This is a genomic window from Bradyrhizobium cedriense, from assembly GCF_054602315.1.
Map to the genome: position 1 here is coordinate 57,098 of NZ_JBTSWB010000003.1, position 17,371 is coordinate 74,468.

General features: G+C 65.2%; 16 protein-coding genes. 9 read left to right on the forward strand and 7 right to left on the reverse strand.

Annotated elements, in window-relative coordinates:
* Positions 1-1,170, reverse strand: coding sequence for a two-component system sensor histidine kinase NtrB (locus ACYCVF_RS11870; protein ID WP_459595707.1), 1,170 nt, complete (start codon positions 1,168-1,170; stop codon positions 1-3).
* Positions 1,167-2,168, reverse strand: a complete 1,002-nt coding sequence (gene dusB / locus ACYCVF_RS11875) for a tRNA dihydrouridine synthase DusB (protein WP_459596452.1) — start codon at positions 2,166-2,168, stop codon at positions 1,167-1,169. The genes ACYCVF_RS11870 and dusB overlap by 4 nt, the downstream gene beginning before the upstream one ends.
* Positions 2,169-2,442: 274 nt before the next feature.
* On the opposite strand from dusB, the gene ACYCVF_RS11880 reads away from it, so the two are divergent.
* On the forward strand, positions 2,443-3,624 hold the full coding sequence (locus ACYCVF_RS11880) for a bifunctional 2-C-methyl-D-erythritol 4-phosphate cytidylyltransferase/2-C-methyl-D-erythritol 2,4-cyclodiphosphate synthase (protein WP_459595708.1): 1,182 nt from the start codon (positions 2,443-2,445) through the stop codon (positions 3,622-3,624).
* Between the two features lie 4 nt (positions 3,625-3,628).
* Positions 3,629-4,234 (forward strand): CinA family protein, encoded by a 606-nt coding sequence (locus ACYCVF_RS11885; protein ID WP_459595709.1) that lies wholly within the window; start codon positions 3,629-3,631, stop codon positions 4,232-4,234.
* A gap of 89 nt (positions 4,235-4,323) precedes the next feature.
* Here ACYCVF_RS11885 and ACYCVF_RS11890 read toward each other — a convergent pair whose 3' ends face one another.
* Positions 4,324-5,100 carry a mechanosensitive ion channel family protein gene (locus tag ACYCVF_RS11890; RefSeq protein ID WP_459595710.1) on the reverse strand — a complete coding sequence of 259 codons (777 nt, stop codon included), beginning with the start codon at positions 5,098-5,100 and terminating at the stop codon, positions 4,324-4,326.
* Positions 5,101-6,074: 974 nt separating this feature from the next.
* On the opposite strand from ACYCVF_RS11890, the gene ACYCVF_RS11895 reads away from it, so the two are divergent.
* From ACYCVF_RS11895 to ACYCVF_RS11920, 6 genes are read left to right on the forward strand one after another with little or no spacing between them, the layout of a single operon-like run.
* The gene (locus tag ACYCVF_RS11895; RefSeq protein WP_459595711.1) at positions 6,075-6,782 is read left to right on the forward strand and encodes a c-type cytochrome; all 708 of its coding nucleotides are present in this window, start codon (positions 6,075-6,077) and stop codon (positions 6,780-6,782) included.
* Between the two features lie 8 nt (positions 6,783-6,790).
* Complete coding sequence (locus ACYCVF_RS11900; RefSeq protein ID WP_459595712.1) at positions 6,791-8,059, forward strand: c-type cytochrome; 1,269 nt, start codon at positions 6,791-6,793, stop codon at positions 8,057-8,059.
* Between the two features lie 7 nt (positions 8,060-8,066).
* Positions 8,067-8,243, forward strand: a complete 177-nt coding sequence (locus ACYCVF_RS11905; RefSeq protein ID WP_459595713.1) for a hypothetical protein — start codon at positions 8,067-8,069, stop codon at positions 8,241-8,243.
* A complete protein-coding gene (locus ACYCVF_RS11910) occupies positions 8,240-8,806 on the forward strand; it encodes a cytochrome C oxidase subunit II (RefSeq protein ID WP_459595714.1) in 567 nt (188 codons plus the stop codon). Before ACYCVF_RS11905 ends, ACYCVF_RS11910 begins: the two co-directional genes overlap by 4 nt.
* Positions 8,793-10,415 carry a b(o/a)3-type cytochrome-c oxidase subunit 1 gene (locus ACYCVF_RS11915; protein ID WP_459595715.1) on the forward strand — a complete coding sequence of 541 codons (1,623 nt, stop codon included), beginning with the start codon at positions 8,793-8,795 and terminating at the stop codon, positions 10,413-10,415. The genes ACYCVF_RS11910 and ACYCVF_RS11915 overlap by 14 nt, the downstream gene beginning before the upstream one ends.
* The gene (locus ACYCVF_RS11920; RefSeq protein WP_459595716.1) at positions 10,415-11,230 is read left to right on the forward strand and encodes a c-type cytochrome; all 816 of its coding nucleotides are present in this window, start codon (positions 10,415-10,417) and stop codon (positions 11,228-11,230) included. Before ACYCVF_RS11915 ends, ACYCVF_RS11920 begins: the two co-directional genes overlap by 1 nt.
* Here the strand turns inward: ACYCVF_RS11920 and ACYCVF_RS11925 are convergent, their stop codons facing one another.
* On the reverse strand, positions 11,231-11,701 hold the full coding sequence (locus ACYCVF_RS11925; RefSeq protein ID WP_459595717.1) for a type II toxin-antitoxin system RatA family toxin: 471 nt from the start codon (positions 11,699-11,701) through the stop codon (positions 11,231-11,233).
* A 6-nt stretch (positions 11,702-11,707) separates the two neighbouring features.
* Entirely contained in the window at positions 11,708-12,664 is a 957-nt protein-coding gene (gene lipA, locus ACYCVF_RS11930; RefSeq protein ID WP_459595718.1) for a lipoyl synthase, read from the reverse strand.
* Between the two features lie 130 nt (positions 12,665-12,794).
* Here lipA and ACYCVF_RS11935 point away from each other — a divergent pair, with 130 nt between their 5' ends.
* Positions 12,795-13,397: a DNA-3-methyladenine glycosylase gene (locus ACYCVF_RS11935; protein WP_459595719.1), complete on the forward strand. Its 603-nt coding sequence runs from the start codon at positions 12,795-12,797 to the stop codon at positions 13,395-13,397.
* A 112-nt stretch (positions 13,398-13,509) separates the two neighbouring features.
* On the opposite strand, the gene ACYCVF_RS11940 is transcribed toward ACYCVF_RS11935, so the two are convergent.
* Positions 13,510-16,386, reverse strand: a complete 2,877-nt coding sequence (locus ACYCVF_RS11940; RefSeq protein ID WP_459595720.1) for a valine--tRNA ligase — start codon at positions 16,384-16,386, stop codon at positions 13,510-13,512.
* A 139-nt stretch (positions 16,387-16,525) separates the two neighbouring features.
* Positions 16,526-17,302: a PopZ family protein gene (locus ACYCVF_RS11945; protein ID WP_459595721.1), complete on the reverse strand. Its 777-nt coding sequence runs from the start codon at positions 17,300-17,302 to the stop codon at positions 16,526-16,528.
* Between the last annotated feature and the right edge of the window lie 69 nt (positions 17,303-17,371).

A 17,371-nucleotide genomic window follows, 5' to 3' on the forward strand; every position in this document is an offset into this window, starting at 1 on the left:
TCATTTTGCCCCCTGTGACGCAGGCGACGACTTCCCGGCAGAGTCGGCGCGACTGCTTTGATCGGCTAGTTTCACCGATGTGGAATACATCGGCATCAGCACGCGGAAGGTGGTTTTGCGCGGCTGAGATTCGCATTCGATGATGCCCCCGTGATCGCCGACGATCTTGGCGACCAGCGCGAGGCCCAGACCCGAACCCGTCTGCTTGGTGGTCACGAAGGGATCGAACAGGTTGGGCAGAAGATCGTCGGGCACGCCGGGTCCGTTGTCCTTCACGCAGAATTCGAGCGGAAGGGATACCCGGGATTTTTGACCGGGCACTGACAGGCGCACGCCGGGGCGGAACGCGGTGGTGAGCTGGATCTCGCCGTCGGGCACGTCGATCAACGCTTCTGCGGCGTTCTTCACGAGGTTGAGGAACACCTGAATGAGCTGATCCTGGTTCGCCAGCACCGGCGGCAGCGAGGGATCGTAGTCTTCGATGAAGCGGATATTGCGGGCAAAGCCCGACTGCGCCAGCCGCTTCACGTGGTCGAGCACCGAATGGATGTTGACGGGACCGCGCACCACGGGGCGCTCGTCGCCGAACACCTCCATGCGGTCGACCAGCGTCACGATGCGGTCGGCCTCGTCGCAGATCAACCGGGTCAGCATGCGATCCTCGGAGGAGGCCTGCTGCTCCAGGAGCTGCGCGGCACCGCGGATGCCCGAGAGCGGATTCTTGATCTCGTGCGCCAGCATGGCTGCCAGCGCGATCACCGAGCGCGCGGCGCTGCGATGGGTGAGCTGGCGGTCCATCTTGTCGGCGATGGTGCGCTCCTGGAGCATCACCACGATGTGGCCGGGCCGCTCGGTGAGCGGAGCCACGTGCAGATCGACCTGGCGGTCGCCGCCCATGCGCGGCGTACCGAGATCGACCTTGTATTCGTTGACCGGCGAGTTCGACGAGCGCACCTGATCGATCAGCGCCAGCAAGGGGCTGCCGAACGGCACCAGCTCCTTCAGCGATTGCCGCTTCAGAAACTGCGTCGAGATCTCGAAGAATGCCTCGGTCGCGATGTTGGCGGCGACGATCTTGCCGTCCGGCCCGATCATCAGCACGGGATTGGGAAGTGCATCCAGGATTGCGTCGCTGTCGGACGGCCGGCGATGTTCGGCGGCGGAGCTCATGCTGCAGCGCTCCATGCGAAATCGTCGAAGGCGTCCTGCAGCGAACTGTGAACGAGGCGCGGATCTTCCGAGATCAAGATCTTCCGGCGCCATGATTTCAGTTTCTCGGCCGGCGCACGGCTCGCCTGCGCTGCGACGTCGAGCGCCCAGCCCAGATGCTTGCGGGCATGCTTCAATCCGATACGCAGACCGTAGAGCGCGCAAACGCCATCATAGAGGGTGCGGACATAGTGCAGTTGCGTTTCGAGCGAGGGCGTCGCTTCCTCGGCCCCGCCCCGCAGGCGGCGGCCGATCTGACCGGGCAGCCAGGGCTGGCCCTGCGCGCCGCGGCCGATCATCACGGCGTCGGCGCCGGAGGCCTCCAATGCGGCGAGCGCCTTCTCGTAGGATGTGATGTCGCCGTTGACGACGAGCGGGATCGAGATGGCTTCGCGCACGGCGCGGACCGCATCCCAATCGGCCTCGCCTTTGTAGAACTGGGAGCGGGTGCGGCCATGGACGGTGACGAGCTTGACCCCGGCGGACTCCGCGCGCCGCGCCAGCTCCGGCGCGTTGCGTGTACGGTCGTCCCAGCCGAGCCGCATCTTCAGCGTCACCGGAACCTTCACAGCCGCGATCGTCGCATCGATCAGGCTCAGCGCATGGTCGAGGTCGCGCATCAGGGCCGAGCCGGACTGACCGCCCGTGACGTGGCGGGCCGGACAGCCCATGTTGATGTCGATGATATCGGCGCCTTCGGCTTCCGCGATCCGGGCACCTTCAGCCATCCAGTGCGGCTCGCAGCCGGCGAGCTGGACCACATGGGGCCCGATGCCCGTTGCTTCGCAGCGCAACCGGGACATCCGGTGACCATTGACGAGCTCGTCGCTCGCGGTCATTTCGGACACGACGAGACCGGCCCCAAGCTCGGCGGCCAGCCGGCGAACGGGCGAGTCAGTCACACCCGACATTGGCGCCAGGAAGACCGGGGTAGCGACTTCAATATCGCCTATTTTCAACGGCTTAGAGCCGGATACTGCCGAGCCGGTCACAGGAGTCTCGTTGACTAGGCAGGGCCTCATCGCGCCTGCCATGATCTATCTTGCGCACAATTCTTGTGCAGTCAAGCGTCATGCCTACAGTTTAGACAATTCTGCAGATCTTTCAAGTGCAGTGCAGCAAAATGCTGTTTCCCACAATCCGGGGAAACCCCCTTTTTTTGCGGGCCTGCCGTGCTAGAGGCATGCCGGAAATCACCCCCGACTCTTTCACCAAACTGAGTATTTGAGTCCTATGGCGAAATCACAACGCACGGCGGTCGTCCTCGTGGCGGCCGGACGCGGCCTGCGCGCCGGCGCCGGCGGACCTAAACAGTATCGGACGATCGGTGGCGTGCCCGTGATCAATCGCGCCATGGAGGCCTTCAGCCGACATCCGGAGGTATCAGCGGTGCAGCCGGTGGTAAATCCCGACGACAGTGCGATGTTCACGGCCGCGGTTGCAGGGCTCGAGCACGAACCGCCCACCAATGGCGGCGCGACGCGGCAGGCGTCGGTGCTCGCCGGCCTCGAAGCGCTTGCAAGGCACGAGCCCGACATCGTCCTGATTCATGACGCCGCGCGCCCCTTCGTCTCGGCAGGCCTGATCTCCCGCGCGATCGACGCAGCGAACCGCACCGGTGCCGCAATCCCCGTGATCGCCGTCACCGACACGATCAAGCTCACCGGCGAGAACGGCGATGTCGAGGGCACGCCCGACCGGGCGCGCCTCAGAGTCGCGCAGACGCCGCAATCCTTTCGTTTCGACGTCATCCTCGAGGCGCATCGCCGCGCGGCGAAGGAGGGACGCTCGGATTTCACGGACGATGCCGCCATTGCCGAATGGGCAGGATTGACGGTCGCAACCTTTGAAGGCGATGTTGCCAATATGAAGCTCACCACTCCCGAGGATTTCGTGCGCGAGGAAGCGCGCCTCGCCGCCCAGCTCGGCGACGTCAGGACCGGCACGGGCTACGACGTGCACGCCTTCGGCGAAGGCGACCATGTCATGATCTGCGGCGTACGTGTGCCACACACGAAAGGCTTTCTCGCCCATTCCGATGGCGATGTCGGCCTGCATGCGCTGGTGGACGCTATCCTTGGGGCACTGGCCGACGGCGACATCGGCTCGCACTTCCCGCCGAGCGACGCGAAGTGGAAAGGCGCCTCCTCGGACCAGTTCCTGAAATACGCCATCGAGCGCGTCGCCCAGCGCGGCGGCCGCGTCGCCAATCTCGAGGTGACGCTGATCTGCGAGCGCCCGAAGATCGGCCCGTTGCGCGACACCATGCGCGCCCGCATCGCCGAGATCTCCGGCGTCGACATCTCGCGCGTCGCCGTGAAGGCGACGACCAGCGAACGGCTCGGCTTCACCGGCCGCGAGGAAGGCATTGCCGCCACCGCGAGCGCCACCATCCGCCTGCCCTGGAGCGTGTAGGATCATGGCCGGGAGCGACGCACGCGCCCTCTCCCGCTCGCTGCTCGATCTGTGCCGGATGCGCAAGCTGACGATCGCGACCGCTGAATCCTGCACCGGCGGCCTCGTCGCCGGTGCGTTGACCGACATTCCCGGCTCCTCCGACGTGATCGACCGCGGCTTCGTCACCTATTCCAACGACGCCAAGCGCGCGATGTTGGGAGTCGAGGCGAGCACGCTCACCAATTTCGGCGCGGTCAGCAAGGAGACCGCGACCGCGATGGCGATCGGCGCGCTGGAGCGGGCCGATGTCGATCTCGCCGTCGCCATCACCGGCATCGCGGGCCCCGGCGGCGCCACGCCCGGCAAGCCGGTCGGCCTCGTGCACTTCGCCGCCGCGGCGCGCGATGGCCGCATCATCCACCGCGAGCATCGGTTCGGCGCGATCGGCCGCTCCGCCGTGCGTCAGCGCTCCGTCGTCGAGGCGCTGCGCATGCTGATGGATCTCGCCCGTGGCCCGAAAGCCCAGACCAAGCCGCGCGCCGCCGCAACCCGCCTGCGCCCGCGTGTGACCCGCTCGCCGCGCCGGCACGCAGTGAAGCGCAGGCCGCCGCGTTCGCCGCGGATCTGAATCGCCTCGCCGGGGAATTGCGGGCGATCATCCGGATCGTGGCCATTGCAGGCTTGGCTTTCTCCGGCTGGAGCTGCCTTGAAAGCGCCTCAGGCCATCGCGAGCAGCGCGCTTGCATGATCGAGCACCCGCTGCTTGACCGCATCGGCATCGGACGGCTTCACCTTCGCACTCACGGTCAATTCCACGAGGGGCGCGGCGGGGTCGGCGGCGATCACCTTCGATACGTTGACCGTCGGTGCAGCCCGTTCGTCGACGCGCGGATCTTCGCGCAGCTCCTTCAGGATCTGGGCAGCGAGCGCATTGGCCGTGCCGGCCCTGACCGGAAACGTCACCTTGACCTCGCCAGTGCCAGGATAGGCGCTGCGGTTGATGATGGCCGCGCCCCATACCTGTCCGTTGGGCAAGAGGATCTGCGTGTTGTCGGGCGCGACCAGTTCGGTCATGAACAGCGACAGCGATCTCACCTTGCCCGACTTGCCGGCGACCTCGACATCATCGCCGATGTGAAAAGGCCGGAACAACAGCAGCATCACGCCGGCGGCGAGATTGGAGAGCGTGCCCTGAAGCGCAAGGCCAATGGCGAGCGATGTGGCGCCAAGCACGGCGACGAGGCTGGCGGTCTGGATGCCGAACAGCTGGAGCACGGCGATGCCAACGATCGCCAGCACGCCGTAGCGCGTGACGCTGGCGACGAACAAGGTCACCAGCGGATCGACCCGGTGCGCAACGCTCAAGACGCGCGTGACGAAGCGCTGCATCGCGCCGGACAGATACCAGCCGACCGCGAGCAGCAGGATCGCGTAAATCGCGTTCAGCCCGTACAGAACGAGCGATGCTTTCAGCGTGTCGAAATTGATGGTCATGGGGACTCCGGCCCGAAACGATCGGGAGAGAACTCACGGCGGCGCGAATCGATCCCATGCCGAGGTCAACGAGGGAACTCGCACACTCCGGGCGAACGATGTCGCGAAAAGCGTAGTCTGCCACCTCCTCTGCGGCAGGACTGCAGATATGGACCGCTGCAGATATGGACCACGTTCCGGCCATCCCACCTTGCGCCTACGAGCGCTTGTGCTGCCCGGCAGGCGAAACACACAATCGCCGGGTCAATCGCGCCCCATCAAAATATTCGTCTTTACAGAATTTCTGCTTTATCGCATTCTCTCGCCACCTCATCCCGGTCAGAGGGACGTATCGCGATCGTCACGAACGTGGGATGAGTTGTGGTGGACGCAGGCAGCATCGGCGCGAAGGGCTTCGCAGGGCGGCAAAACCGTGAGCGAAAGTGTCGCGCATACGACCGGTGCTATCAGCGTACGGCAAAACCGTGTCGTCCTGACGCCCGGGGCCTGTGCGTCAAGTCTTGCGGTGATGCGGCGGCCCGACCGGGCACGTGCGTCAGCCATCCGCAAGGCGACGGGGGCAATAGTGCATCGCTCCCCGGGGAGAGCTCGGCATAAGCCGTCAAACCACTGCGCAGGGAAGGCCGGATGTTTGGCTTCACCTGTATGCCGCTGTGCAGCTTCTTGTAGCGCAACCTTCGCACAGTGGACCGTGGGTGTCCGGCCGGCACCCGGTCTTCCCTGCGTCCTCTGACATTGGAGGGCGATGACCGCGCGAGAACTCGGGCAGGACCTGTCGCGAGAGCGCAGCGGCATGTCCAGTTTTCAAAAAGGCACGCAAGTTTTGTCGGATTCGATCGGGATCGCATCCGCGAAGGTTGCAACCAAATGCCATCGCGTGAGCCGGACCTTGCGTGGGACCATATTGGCGCAATAATGCCGTTCTACGTTGTGCTCCGGAATCAACCGGACCAACATTGTGGAGGGCGACGAAATTGTTCGCTCGCGCCGTGGCTTCGGCCGTCGTGATCGTCACTATGGCCGCCATTGATGGTGCGGCCGCGCAAACGGCCAGCCAGCCGCCGGACACGATGGCGGCGCGGGTCGAGGCCTGCACGCCCTGCCACGGCAACAAGGGTGAAGGCACCAGCGACGTCTATTTCCCGCGCCTTGCCGGCAAGCCGGCCGGCTATCTCTACAATCAGCTTCTCGCCTTCCGAAGCGGCCGGCGCAAATATCCGCCGATGAACTATCTGCTGGAGTTTTTGCCCGATCCCTATCTGGAGGCGATGGCGGAGTATTTCGCCAGCGAGCACCCGCCACTGCCGCCACCGTCGCCGACGGAGGTCAGCAAGGACGTGCTGGCGCTGGGAGAGACGCTCGCCACCAGCGGCGATGCCGGCCGCAACATTCCGGCCTGCGTGAGCTGCCATGGCCCCGGGCTGACGGGTATGCAGCCCGGCATCCCCGGCCTCTTGGGCTTGCGCGCCGCCTATATCAGCGCCCAACTCGGTGCCTGGCGTTACGGCACGCGTACGGCGAAGTCGCCCGATTGCATGCAGCTGGTTGCGGGTCATCTGACCGAGGCCGATGTCACTGCTGTTTCGGCCTGGCTCGCGACACGTCAGGCACCAGCCGATCCGGCTCCCGTTCCGAAAGGCACCTACGCGCTGCCCTTCGGCTGCGGCAGCCAGCCCAACTGACGAGGCAGATGATGGGCTCGAAACTGTCGATCAAGCGCTTGTCGATCAAATTCCTGGCTCTCGCCGCGCTCACCACGGCTGTGCAGGCGCAGGACAAGACTCAAGACAAGACCAGCGACATCATCATACGCGGCGAATATCTCGCCCGTGCCGGCGATTGCACCGCCTGCCATACCGCGCCGGAAGGTCGCCTGTTCGCCGGCGGCCGCGCTATGCCGACGCCATTCGGCACGCTCTACACCTCCAACATCACGCCGGACCTTGATACAGGCATCGGCAAGTGGAGTGCCGACGATTTCTACAAGACCATGCACAGCGGCCGCTTCCCGGATGGCGGGCTGATCTATCCGGCGATGCCGTTTGCGTCCTACACCAAGGTCACGCGCGCCGACAGCGACGCGATCTACGCGTATTTGCGCTCGATCCCGCCGGTCAGCCAGAAGAACAAGCCGCACGAGTTGCGCTTCCCTTATGACAATCGCCAGCTCATCCTCGGCTGGCGCACGCTTTTCTTCAGTGAGGGTGAGTTCAAGCCGGATCCGACGAAGTCGGTGGAATGGAATCGCGGCGCCTACCTTGTCGAGGGTCTCGGCCATTGCGGCATGTGCCATTCGCCCATCAACGCGCTCGGCGGCACCTCCCAATCGGAAGCCTTCAAGGGCGGACTGATTCCGATGCAGAATTGGTACGCGCCCTCGCTCACGTCAAATCGCGAGGCGGGGCTCGGCGACTGGAGCATCAAGGACATCACGGACCTGCTCCAGACCGGTGTTTCCATGCGCGGCGTCGTCTACGGCCCGATGGCCGAGGTCGTGCACAACAGCCTGCAATATCTCACTGACGAGGACACCAAGGCGATGGCCGTGTACCTCAAAAGCATCTCGGAGCCCTCGCCTCCGGCGCCGGCGAAGACGACGCTGCCGACGACCGAGAGCAGCTTGCTGATCAGCCTCGGCAAGAACGTCTACGACAAGCACTGCGCGAGCTGCCATGGCACGCAAGGCGAAGGCAAGCCGCCGCACTGGCCGCCGCTCGCCAACAACCAGTCGATCGAGATGCAGTCCGCGGTCAATCCGATCCGCATGGTACTCAATGGCGGCTATCCGCCGGGCACCAAGGGCAATCCGATGCCCTACGGCATGCCGCCCTTCGCGGGCCTCCTCTCCGACAACGAAGTCGCCGCCGTCGTCTCCTACATCCGCACCGCCTGGGGCAATCGCGGCACGCCAGTCTCGGCGCGCGAGGCCAACGAGCTGCGCTCCGCACCGCTGAAATGAGGCTGCCATGATCAATTCCGATCCACCGACCAGCCCGGCTACCGCCGACCGGGCGGTCGAAGAGGTCGTCGCGCAGGGGCCGTCCGGCGCGATCGTGCTCGCCGGCATCGCCACGGCCTGTGTGGTCGCGATGTGGCTCGCGTTCTATCTGTTCGTATTCCTGCCACGTGGTCCGCTGCAATGAGCGCAGAGGAAACCCATCACGACAGCGCCGAGGTCGCGGCCCGCGTCGAGCGGCGCTGGGCAACCATTTCCGTGATCATCATCGTCGGCATGGCGCTGCTCGCCGCATTTGCCGGCATCCACCGCGCGACCATGCCGCAGCCGCGCGTCGAGACCACCGATCCATCGCGGCTGCATCTCTCCGGCGAATTCGTCGAAAGCAATCTCGGTAGCGTGCTGGAAACCAATGGCAATGTGACCGTGCGGGCGATCGGCCAGCAATATTCCTTCACGCCGGCCTGCCTCCTGGTGCCCGCGGACACGCCGATCACGCTGCGCGCCACCAGCGCCGACGTCGTGCACGGCATCCTGATCCAGGGCACCAACGTCAACACGATGCTGGTGCCGGGCTACATCTCCGAGCAGCCCATGCGCTTTGCAAAGACTGGCGACTATCTGATGCCTTGCCAGGAGTTTTGCAGTTTCGGCCACGAGGGAATGTGGGGCAAGGTCAAGGTGATCGACAAGACTGCATTCGCCGATCGTGCAAAGGGTGGCGGGAGGTTGAGCTGTGTTGGCCAATAGGAAGCTCATCCTCGCCCATTTCTGGCTGGCCTTTGCCGTGTTCGGCTTCGCGCTCGCGCTCGGCGCCTGGCAGATGTTCATCCGCAGTCCGATCGGCACCTGGCTGTCCAATCCCGAGCTCTATTACCGCTCGCTGACCGCACACGGCACGGTGATGGGCTATGTCTTCCCGACCCTGGTCGCGATGGGTTTCGGCTATGCCATCAGCGAGTCCGCGCTGGAGCAGCGTCTGGTCGGCGTGCGCTGGGCTTGGGCCGGATTCTGGCTGATCGTTGCCGGCAGCATCATGGCGCTGATCCCGATCGCGCTCGGCCGCGCCTCGGTGCTCTACACTTTCTATCCGCCGCTGATCGGCAACGTCTTCTACTATCTCGGCGTGGTGCTGGTCGTGGTGGGCTCCTGGATCTGGGTCGCGCTGATGTCGATCAACCTGCGCGTCTGGCGCAAGGCCCATCCCGGCGCGCCAGTGCCGCTGGCGATGTTCGCCAATGTCGCCGGCTCGTATTTGTGGGCCTGGACCGCGGTCGGTGCCGCGCTCGAGCTGCTGTTGCAGATCATTCCCGTCGCCGCGGGGCTGAAGACCACGATCGATGCCGGGCTCGCCCGCGTGTTCTTCTCCTGGACGCTGCACGCCATCGTCTATTTCTGGCTGATGCCGACCTACATCGCCTATTACACCATCGTGCCGCGCGCGATCGGCGGCCGCGTCTATTCCGACACCATGGCGCGGATATCCTTCATCCTGTTCCTTGTGGTGGCGATGCCGATCGGCATGCACCACACCTTTGCCGATCCGCAAGTCGGCGCCGGCTTCAAGTTCATCCATTCGGCCTTCACGGCGCTGGTGGCGTTGCCGACATTGCTGACGGTGTTCACGATCTGCGCGTCCGTCGAGATCGCCGCACGCCTGCGTGGCGGGCGCGGCCTGTTCGGCTGGATCAGGGCCCTGCCCTGGGATAATCCGATGATGCTTGCCCTGGCCTTCTCCTTCGTCATGCTCGGTTTCGGCGGCGCCGGCGGCCTCATCAACATGAGCTATCAGCTCGATGCGTCCATCCACAACACGCAGTGGATCACCGGACATTTCCACCTGATCTTCGGCGGCGCCATCGTGATCATGTATTTCGCGATCGCCTATGATCTGTGGCCGCATCTGACCGGCCGCGAGCTGACCGATCTCCGGCTGATCCGCACCCAGCTCTGGCTGTGGTTCGTCGGCATGATGGTCACGACCTTCCCTTGGCATTGGGTCGGCATCCTGGGCATGCCGCGCCGCATGGCCTATTTCGACTTCGGCGATCCCGCGATCGCGCCGCAGGCGCTCTCCGTCACCCTTTCGGCGATCGGCGGTTTCATCCTGCTGGCATCGGGCATTCTCTTCCTGGTCATCCTGGCGCGCGGCATGCGCGCACCCCAGGCTGACGCCGGCCCGTATCGCTTTGCGCTGGCCGTGCACCAGCCCGCGACCGTGCCGGTCGCGCTCAACACGCACGCACTGTGGGTGGCGCTGATGATCGCGCTCACCCTCACCAATTACGGCTACCCGATCCTGACGCTGGCGCTGAACGAGGGCACCTCGGTCCCGGCCGTCTATGTGGGAGCGCAGTGATGGACGCGCGCGACCTCTTCACGTTCCGCAACAGCCATTTCAGTGCAGCCGTCGGCATCACCGCCGCGATCCTCATCGTGACGGCGATCGGCGGATTCATCGTACTGCCCTTCGCACAGCCCTGGGTTCAGTTCGCCAATGTCTGGGATGCGATCTGCAGCGCCGCCGGCCTGCCGCAGCGCACGACAGCCGTTGTGGCGCCGGAGCAGACCAATCGCCTGTCCGAGGTCGTGCTCACATCGTCCACGTTGGCGCGCCCGAACCAGGAGGCAATCGGCCGCGGCGCCACGCTGGCGCAGCGCTGCGCCATTTGCCACGGCCCGACCGGCATCAGCCGCGCGGACTCGCCGAACCTCGCGGGTCAGTATGCGGCCGTGATCTACAAGGAGCTGCACGATTTCCGCTCCGGCGCGCGCACCAATGCCGTGATGTCGCCATTTGCGATCAACCTGACCGATCAGGAGATCGCCGATCTTTCGATGTACTACGCCTATCTGCCGCGGCTTCCGGCCTATCACCCGACGCCGCAGCTGCCGAAACCCAACATCGTCATCTACGGCGCGCCGATGCGCGGAATCGCCCCCTGCGGCTCCTGCCATGGCAGCCTAGACAACAAGGTCGGCAGCCCGTGGCTGGAGGGGCAGTCCGAGGCGTACATGAGGGCGCAGCTCCAGGCCTTCGCCTCCGGTGAACGGCGCAACGACATCAGCCAGCAGATGCGCAACATCGCGCGCGCGATGACGCCGCAGGAGATCGAGCAGGCCGCGGCATACTACGCCTCGCAGCCGCCCGATGTGGTGAAGGCGGTGGATTGATCAGGACGATGCCAGCTTCGGCCGGCCGTAGATCGCGTCCGCCCGCTTCTCGAAGGCGGTGGAAAACCGCGCGAACGCGGCGTCGAACATCGAGCCCATCAGCATCGCCAGCATGCGGCTCCTGAACTCGTAGGAGAGGAAGAATCCGACATCGCAGACGCCCTCGCCTTTGGGCTCGAACGTCCAGCGGTTTTCGAGGTTGCTGAAGGGGCCTCGCAGATATTCGACCAGGATCTTCAGATTGGCGCGGTCGAGCGTCACGCGGCTGGTGAAGGATTCCTTGATCAGCTTGAACGACACGGTCATATCGGCGACCAGCACCTCGGTGCCGTCGGGCTTCGCCATGCGCTGGCGCACCTTGAGCGCGCTGCACAGCGGCACGAATTCCGGGTAGCGCTCGACGTCGGCGACCAGATCAAACATTTCGGATGCGCTGTGACTGACACGGCGCTTGCTCGAAAATTGGGGCATGGCGGTTCAGCGGGCGTTCGCTGCCCGCGCGGCCTTCAGTCTCGCAAAGTCCTCGCCAGCATGATGCGACGAGCGGGTCAGCGGGCTCGCCGACACCATGAGGAAGCCTTTGGTGTAGGCAACCTTCTCATAGGAAGCGAACTCGTCGGGCGGCACGTAGCGCATCACGGCATGGTGCTTGCGGGTCGGCTGGAGGTACTGGCCGATGGTCAGGAAGTCGACCTCGGCCGAGCGCAGGTCGTCCATCACCTGGAGCACTTCGTGGCGCTCCTCGCCGAGGCCAACCATGATGCCGGACTTGGTGAAGATGGTGGGATCGAGCTCCCTGACCCGCTGCAACAGCCGGATCGAGTGGAAATAGCGCGCACCGGGCCGCACCGTGAGATAGCGCGACGGCACGGTTTCGAGATTGTGGTTGAACACGTCGGGCTTGGCCGCGACGACGACCTCGAGCGCCCCCTCCTTGCGCAGGAAGTCCGGCGTCAGGATCTCGATCGTGGTCGTGGGGCACGCGGCCCGGATCGCGCGGATGGTCTGGGCAAAGTGCTCGGCGCCGCCGTCTGCGAGGTCATCGCGGTCGACGGAGGTGATGACGACATGGGCAAGGCCGAGCTTGGCGACCGCCTCGGCGACGTTCTGCGGCTCGGCCGCATCCAGCGCATTGGGCAGGCCGGTCTTGACGTTACAGAAGGCGCAGGCCCGGGTGCAGGTGTCACCCATGATCATGAAGGTCGCGTGCTTCTTGTCCCAGCACTCGCCGATGTTCGGGCAGCCTGCCTCCTCGCACACGGTGTGCAGGCCGTTGGACCGCACGATGTTGCGGGTGTCGGCGTAGCCGCGGGTATTCGGCGCGCGCACGCGGATCCAGTCCGGCTTGGGCGGCGAAGCGGAATCAGGCCGGTTCACCTTTTCGGGGTGGCGCGGGCGAAGCGGGTTCGAGATGGTATCGACAATAACGACCATGGGGTGTCCGGTCTGTTCAGGTCCTACCTAGTCGGTCTGGCCAAGCATCGCAACCCGGCTCGCCCCGCTTCAGGGAACATGGCAGATATGGGCAATATCCTGCTCTGTTCTTTGGCGATTCTCACCTCGAATGGCTCCAGTCTCGAAACCCTCCACACCGCGCCTCGGCAAAGCACTGAAGCGCGCCTTCTTCGGACGCAGCGTGCATGAAGTTGCGCCCGACCTGATCGGCGCCACCATGCTGGTCGACGGCATCGGCGGCATCATCGTCGAGGTCGAGGCCTATCATCATACCGACCCGGCCGCGCACTCCTACCGTGGGCCGACGCCGCGGAACCAGGTGATGTTCGGCCCGCCCGGCTTTGCCTATGTCTATCGCTCCTACGGCATACACTGGTGTGTGAACTTCGTCTGCGAGGAGGAAGGCTCGGCCAGCGCCGTGCTGATCCGCGCCTTGGAGCCGACCCATGGCCTGGCTGCGATGCGCCGACGCCGGCATCTCCACGACGTGCATGCGCTGTGCTCGGGTCCGGGAAAGCTGACCGAGGCGCTCGGCATCACCATCGCGCATAATGCCCTGCCGCTGGACCGGCCGCCGATCGCGCTGCATGCGCGGACGGAGGACGTGGAGGTCGCAACGGGCATCCGGATCGGCATCACCAAGGCGGTCGAGCTGCCCTGGCGCTACGGCGTCAGAGGCTCGAAGTTCCTCAGCAAGCCGTTTGCGAAGTGACTGTCATTCCGGGGCGGCTCGCAGAGCCGAACCCAGCCTCTCGAGATTGCCCGGTGCGCAATCGCGCACCTGAGGTCCGGTCCTTGCGGACCATCCCGGAATGACGGTGTGGTCACGATGCCTGCTTCAGCCGCTCCAGCGCTTCGAGCAGCTTCGCCTTGCGCGCCAGCGCGGCCTCACGTTTCTCGCGCTCCTCCTCGACGACTTCCTCGGCCGCGTTGGCGACGAACTTCTCGTTCGCCAGCTTGGACTCCGCGCGCTTGATGTCGGCATCGGCCTTGCCGATCTCCTTGTCGAGGCGCGTGCGCTCGGCGGCGACGTCGATCACGCCCTTCAAGGGCAGCGCGACCACCTCGCCGCGCACCAGGAGCTGCACCGCGCCGTCAGGCGCGCGATCGGCAAAGGAGATGTCCGACAGCCGGGCCATGCGCTTGATGACGTCAGTCCAGCGCGGCGCGCGCTCCCGCGTCTCGGCCGAAGCGCCGGCGAGCACCAGCGCCGTCAGTGTTGCCGGCGGGATGTTCATCTCGGCGCGCACCGAGCGGATCTGGGTGACGAGGTCGATCACCCAACCAATCTCGGCCTCGGCTGCCGGGTCGGTGAAGTCGGCATGATCGAAGATCGGCAACACCCAGGCCGGCGAAACGAGCGCATCGGTCGGTCCTGTCGTCGCCGCCAGCATCGCGAGCTGCTCCGGCGTCGGCTCGGCCGGCTTCAGTGGCCACGGCGCCAACGCGAGCAGGCCCTCGCGCTTCGCCGTCACCTCCCACAGCTCTTCGGTGATGAAGGGCATGAAGGGGTGCAGCAGCTTGAGGATCTCGTCGCGCGCCCAGGCGACCATGGCCCGGGTCTCGTCCTTGGCGGGGCTGTCCGGGCCGAGCAGCACGGGCTTTGCGAGCTCGAGATACCAGTCGCAATAGACGTTCCAGACGAAGCGGTAGATGCTGCCTGCCGCATCGTTGAAACGGTAGGCGTCGATCGCTTCGGTCACTTCACGCGTGGTGTGCGCACTCTCATGCGCGATCCAGCGGTTCAGCGTCTCCTTGGCTTTTGCCGGCTCGAAACCCTCGGGCACGGCGCAGTGGTTCATCTCGGCGAAACGGGACGCATTCCAGAGCTTTGTCGCGAAGTTGCGATAGCCCTCGACACGGCTGGTGGCGAGCTTGATGTCGCGCCCCTGCGCCGCCATCGCCGCCAGCGTGAAGCGCAGCGCGTCGGCGCCGTATTCGTCGATCAGGTTCAGGGGATCGATGACGTTGCCCTTCGACTTCGACATCTTGGCGCCCTTCTCGTCGCGGACGAGGGCGTGGATGTAGATGGTCGAGAACGGCACCTCCTTCATGAAGTGCAGGCCCATCATCATCATGCGGGCGACCCAGAAGAAGATGATGTCGAAGCCGGTCACCAGCGCATTGGTCGGGTAGTAGCGCTGCACTTCGGGCGCGTCATCCGGCCAGCCGAGCGTCGAGAAGGGCCACAGCGCCGAGGAGAACCAGGTGTCGAGCACGTCCTCGTCGCGGGTGATGAAGCCTTCGCGCTTGTTGCGATCGAGCGCCATCTCGCGCCCCTGCTCCGGCGTGATGACTTCCTGCTCGACGTAATAGCCGAGCGCGTGACTGACGGCCTCCTCCTCGGTCTCGGCGACGAACACCCTGCCATCCGGACCGTACCAGGCCGGGATCTGATGGCCCCACCAGAGCTGGCGTGAGATGCACCAGGGCTGGATGTTCTCCATCCACTCGAAATACGTCTTTTCCCAGTTCTTCGGCACGAACGTCGTTTCGCCCGAACGCACCGCCGCAATCGCGGGCCTGGCCAGCGTTTTGGCGTCGACGTACCACTGGTCGGTCAGGTACGGCTCGATCACGCTGTTCGAGCGGTCACCATGCGGCACCATGTGGGTGTGCGGCTCGATCCGCTCGACGAAGCCGAACGATTCCAGCCGCTCGACGATGCGCTTGCGCGCCACGAAGCGATCGATCTTGTGGAACTCCTCGGCGAACTGCGAGGCGCCCTCCGGCAGGTCGCGCAAATAATCCTCGTTGTCGACGAGATCCAGGCACCCTTCCCTGTCGAGCACGCTGATCCGGCGCAGGCCGTGGCGGTTGCCGACCTCGAAGTCGTTGAAGTCGTGCGCCGGCGTGATCTTGACCGCGCCGGAGCCCTTCTCCGGATCGGAGTATTCGTCGGCGACGATCGCAATCTTGCGGCCGACCAGCGGCAGGATCACGTTCTTGCCGATCAGCTCCCGATAGCGCTCGTCCTCGGGATGCACGGCAACGCCGGTATCGCCGAGCATGGTCTCGGGCCGCGTGGTGGCGACGACGATGAAGCTCGAGGGATCGTCGGGGCTGAAGTTCTTGCCCTCGATCGGATAGCGCAGATACCAGAGGTGGCCCTTGACCTCGACCTGCTGCACCTCGAGATCGGAGATCGCGGTCAAGAGCTTGGTGTCCCAGTTCACCAGCCGCTTGTCCTTGTAGATCAGCCCCTCGCGGTGCAGCTCGACGAAAACCTTGACGACGGCCTTCGACAGGCCCTCGTCCATGGTGAAGCGCTCGCGCGACCAGTCGCAGGACGCGCCGAGACGCTTGAGCTGGTTGATGATGGTGTCGCCGCTCTCGGCCTTCCACTGCCAGACGCGCTCGAGAAATTTCTCACGGCCCATCTCGCGACGGCCGGGCTGCTGGCGCTCCATCAGTTGGCGCTCGACCACCATCTGTGTGGCGATGCCGGCGTGGTCGGTGCCGGGCTGCCACAGCACGTCGCGGCCGCGCATGCGCTCGAACCGGCACAGGATGTCCTGGAGCGTGTTGTTGAGCGCGTGGCCCATGTGCAGCGAGCCCGTCACATTCGGCGGCGGGATCACGATGGTAAAGGGCACGGCCTCGCGGCGGTCGGGGCGGCCGGCCTTGAAGGCAAGGCTGTCCTCCCACACCACGGACATGCGGGCTTCGATATCGGCGGGCTGGTAATTTTTCTCGATCATGGGCCTGCTAGAAAGCCGCGCGAAGGGGTCAAGTCAACGAAAAGGTCAGCGCAGACGGGCTTTCACGCCGATCGGCGGACCCAATATGACGTGTATGACGTGCGAGCGGGGCTATATCAGGGCCGCGCGGCCCGCGGCCCTATCGGCCGCCGCGCGAGACCCGCTCGATCTCGGCCTTCACAATGCGTTCAACGAGGCCCGGCAGGTTGTCGTCCAGCCAGGACTTCAGCATCGGTCGCAGCATCTCCTTGACCAGATCCTCCAGCGTCCGCGCGTTGCTGCTGAGCACCGTGTGGGCAAGGGAATTGAAAGCGGATTCGACCGCGGAGACCGTCGATTGCGCGAGGATCGGCTGCTGCGGCGGCAGCGGTGGGGCGTCAAAGTCCACCGGCGCGTAGGACGGTGGCGGCGTGGGCCGCGGCGGCGATTCGGCGAATTCGAGATCGTCGCGCGGGTCGACCTTGCGAAAGCTGGGCGGCGGCGGCGGAGGTGTCGGATCCACCGCCATATCGTCCGTCAATTCGAGCACGTCGGGCTCGGGTTCTAGCTCGGGCTCGGGCTCCGGCTCGGGAGCGCGGACCTCCGGCGCAGGTGTGGCCGCGTCCAGCCCCGCCAGCAGCGCGTCGATATCGTCCTGGTTGTTGGTCGCGTCCGCCGCGGGCGCGGGTGGCGGCGGCGGAGCTGGCTTCGCAACTGGCGGCGCAGGCTTCTCGGCAACAGGTTTTGCGGGCGCGACCTTGGATGGCGGAATATCGTTCATGGCCTGGGGCTTCGGCGGCGCGGCGGGCGCTGCGGCCTTCTCGGGCTTGGCGGCCTCAGCCGGCGGGGGCTTTGCCTCATCGTCGGCAATGATGCGCCGGATCGAGGCCAGAATCTCCTCCATCGAGGGTTCTGTGACCTTTGCAGGCTGCGTCATCTCCGACTCCACATCATCAACGCCCTCGCATGCGCTGTTTTACCACCAAGCACGACAGGATTGGCCGGT

What these genes read in the sequence shown, in the direction of transcription:
- ACYCVF_RS11870 (WP_459595707.1), bottom strand. Translation starts at nt 1,170, where the DNA reads ATGAGCTCCGCCGCCGAACATCGCCGGCCGTCCGACAGCGACGCAATC.
- ACYCVF_RS11880 (WP_459595708.1), top strand. Translation starts at nt 2,443, where the DNA reads ATGGCGAAATCACAACGCACGGCGGTCGTCCTCGTGGCGGCCGGACGC.
- ACYCVF_RS11885 (WP_459595709.1), top strand. Translation starts at nt 3,629, where the DNA reads ATGGCCGGGAGCGACGCACGCGCCCTCTCCCGCTCGCTGCTCGATCTG.
- ACYCVF_RS11890 (WP_459595710.1), bottom strand. Translation starts at nt 5,100, where the DNA reads ATGACCATCAATTTCGACACGCTGAAAGCATCGCTCGTTCTGTACGGG.
- ACYCVF_RS11900 (WP_459595712.1), top strand. Translation starts at nt 6,791, where the DNA reads ATGATGGGCTCGAAACTGTCGATCAAGCGCTTGTCGATCAAATTCCTG.
- ACYCVF_RS11905 (WP_459595713.1), top strand. Translation starts at nt 8,067, where the DNA reads ATGATCAATTCCGATCCACCGACCAGCCCGGCTACCGCCGACCGGGCG.
- ACYCVF_RS11910 (WP_459595714.1), top strand. Translation starts at nt 8,240, where the DNA reads ATGAGCGCAGAGGAAACCCATCACGACAGCGCCGAGGTCGCGGCCCGC.
- ACYCVF_RS11920 (WP_459595716.1), top strand. Translation starts at nt 10,415, where the DNA reads ATGGACGCGCGCGACCTCTTCACGTTCCGCAACAGCCATTTCAGTGCA.
- ACYCVF_RS11925 (WP_459595717.1), bottom strand. Translation starts at nt 11,701, where the DNA reads ATGCCCCAATTTTCGAGCAAGCGCCGTGTCAGTCACAGCGCATCCGAA.
- lipA (WP_459595718.1), bottom strand. Translation starts at nt 12,664, where the DNA reads ATGGTCGTTATTGTCGATACCATCTCGAACCCGCTTCGCCCGCGCCAC.
- ACYCVF_RS11935 (WP_459595719.1), top strand. Translation starts at nt 12,795, where the DNA reads ATGGCTCCAGTCTCGAAACCCTCCACACCGCGCCTCGGCAAAGCACTG.
- ACYCVF_RS11940 (WP_459595720.1), bottom strand. Translation starts at nt 16,386, where the DNA reads ATGATCGAGAAAAATTACCAGCCCGCCGATATCGAAGCCCGCATGTCC.
- ACYCVF_RS11945 (WP_459595721.1), bottom strand. Translation starts at nt 17,302, where the DNA reads ATGACGCAGCCTGCAAAGGTCACAGAACCCTCGATGGAGGAGATTCTG.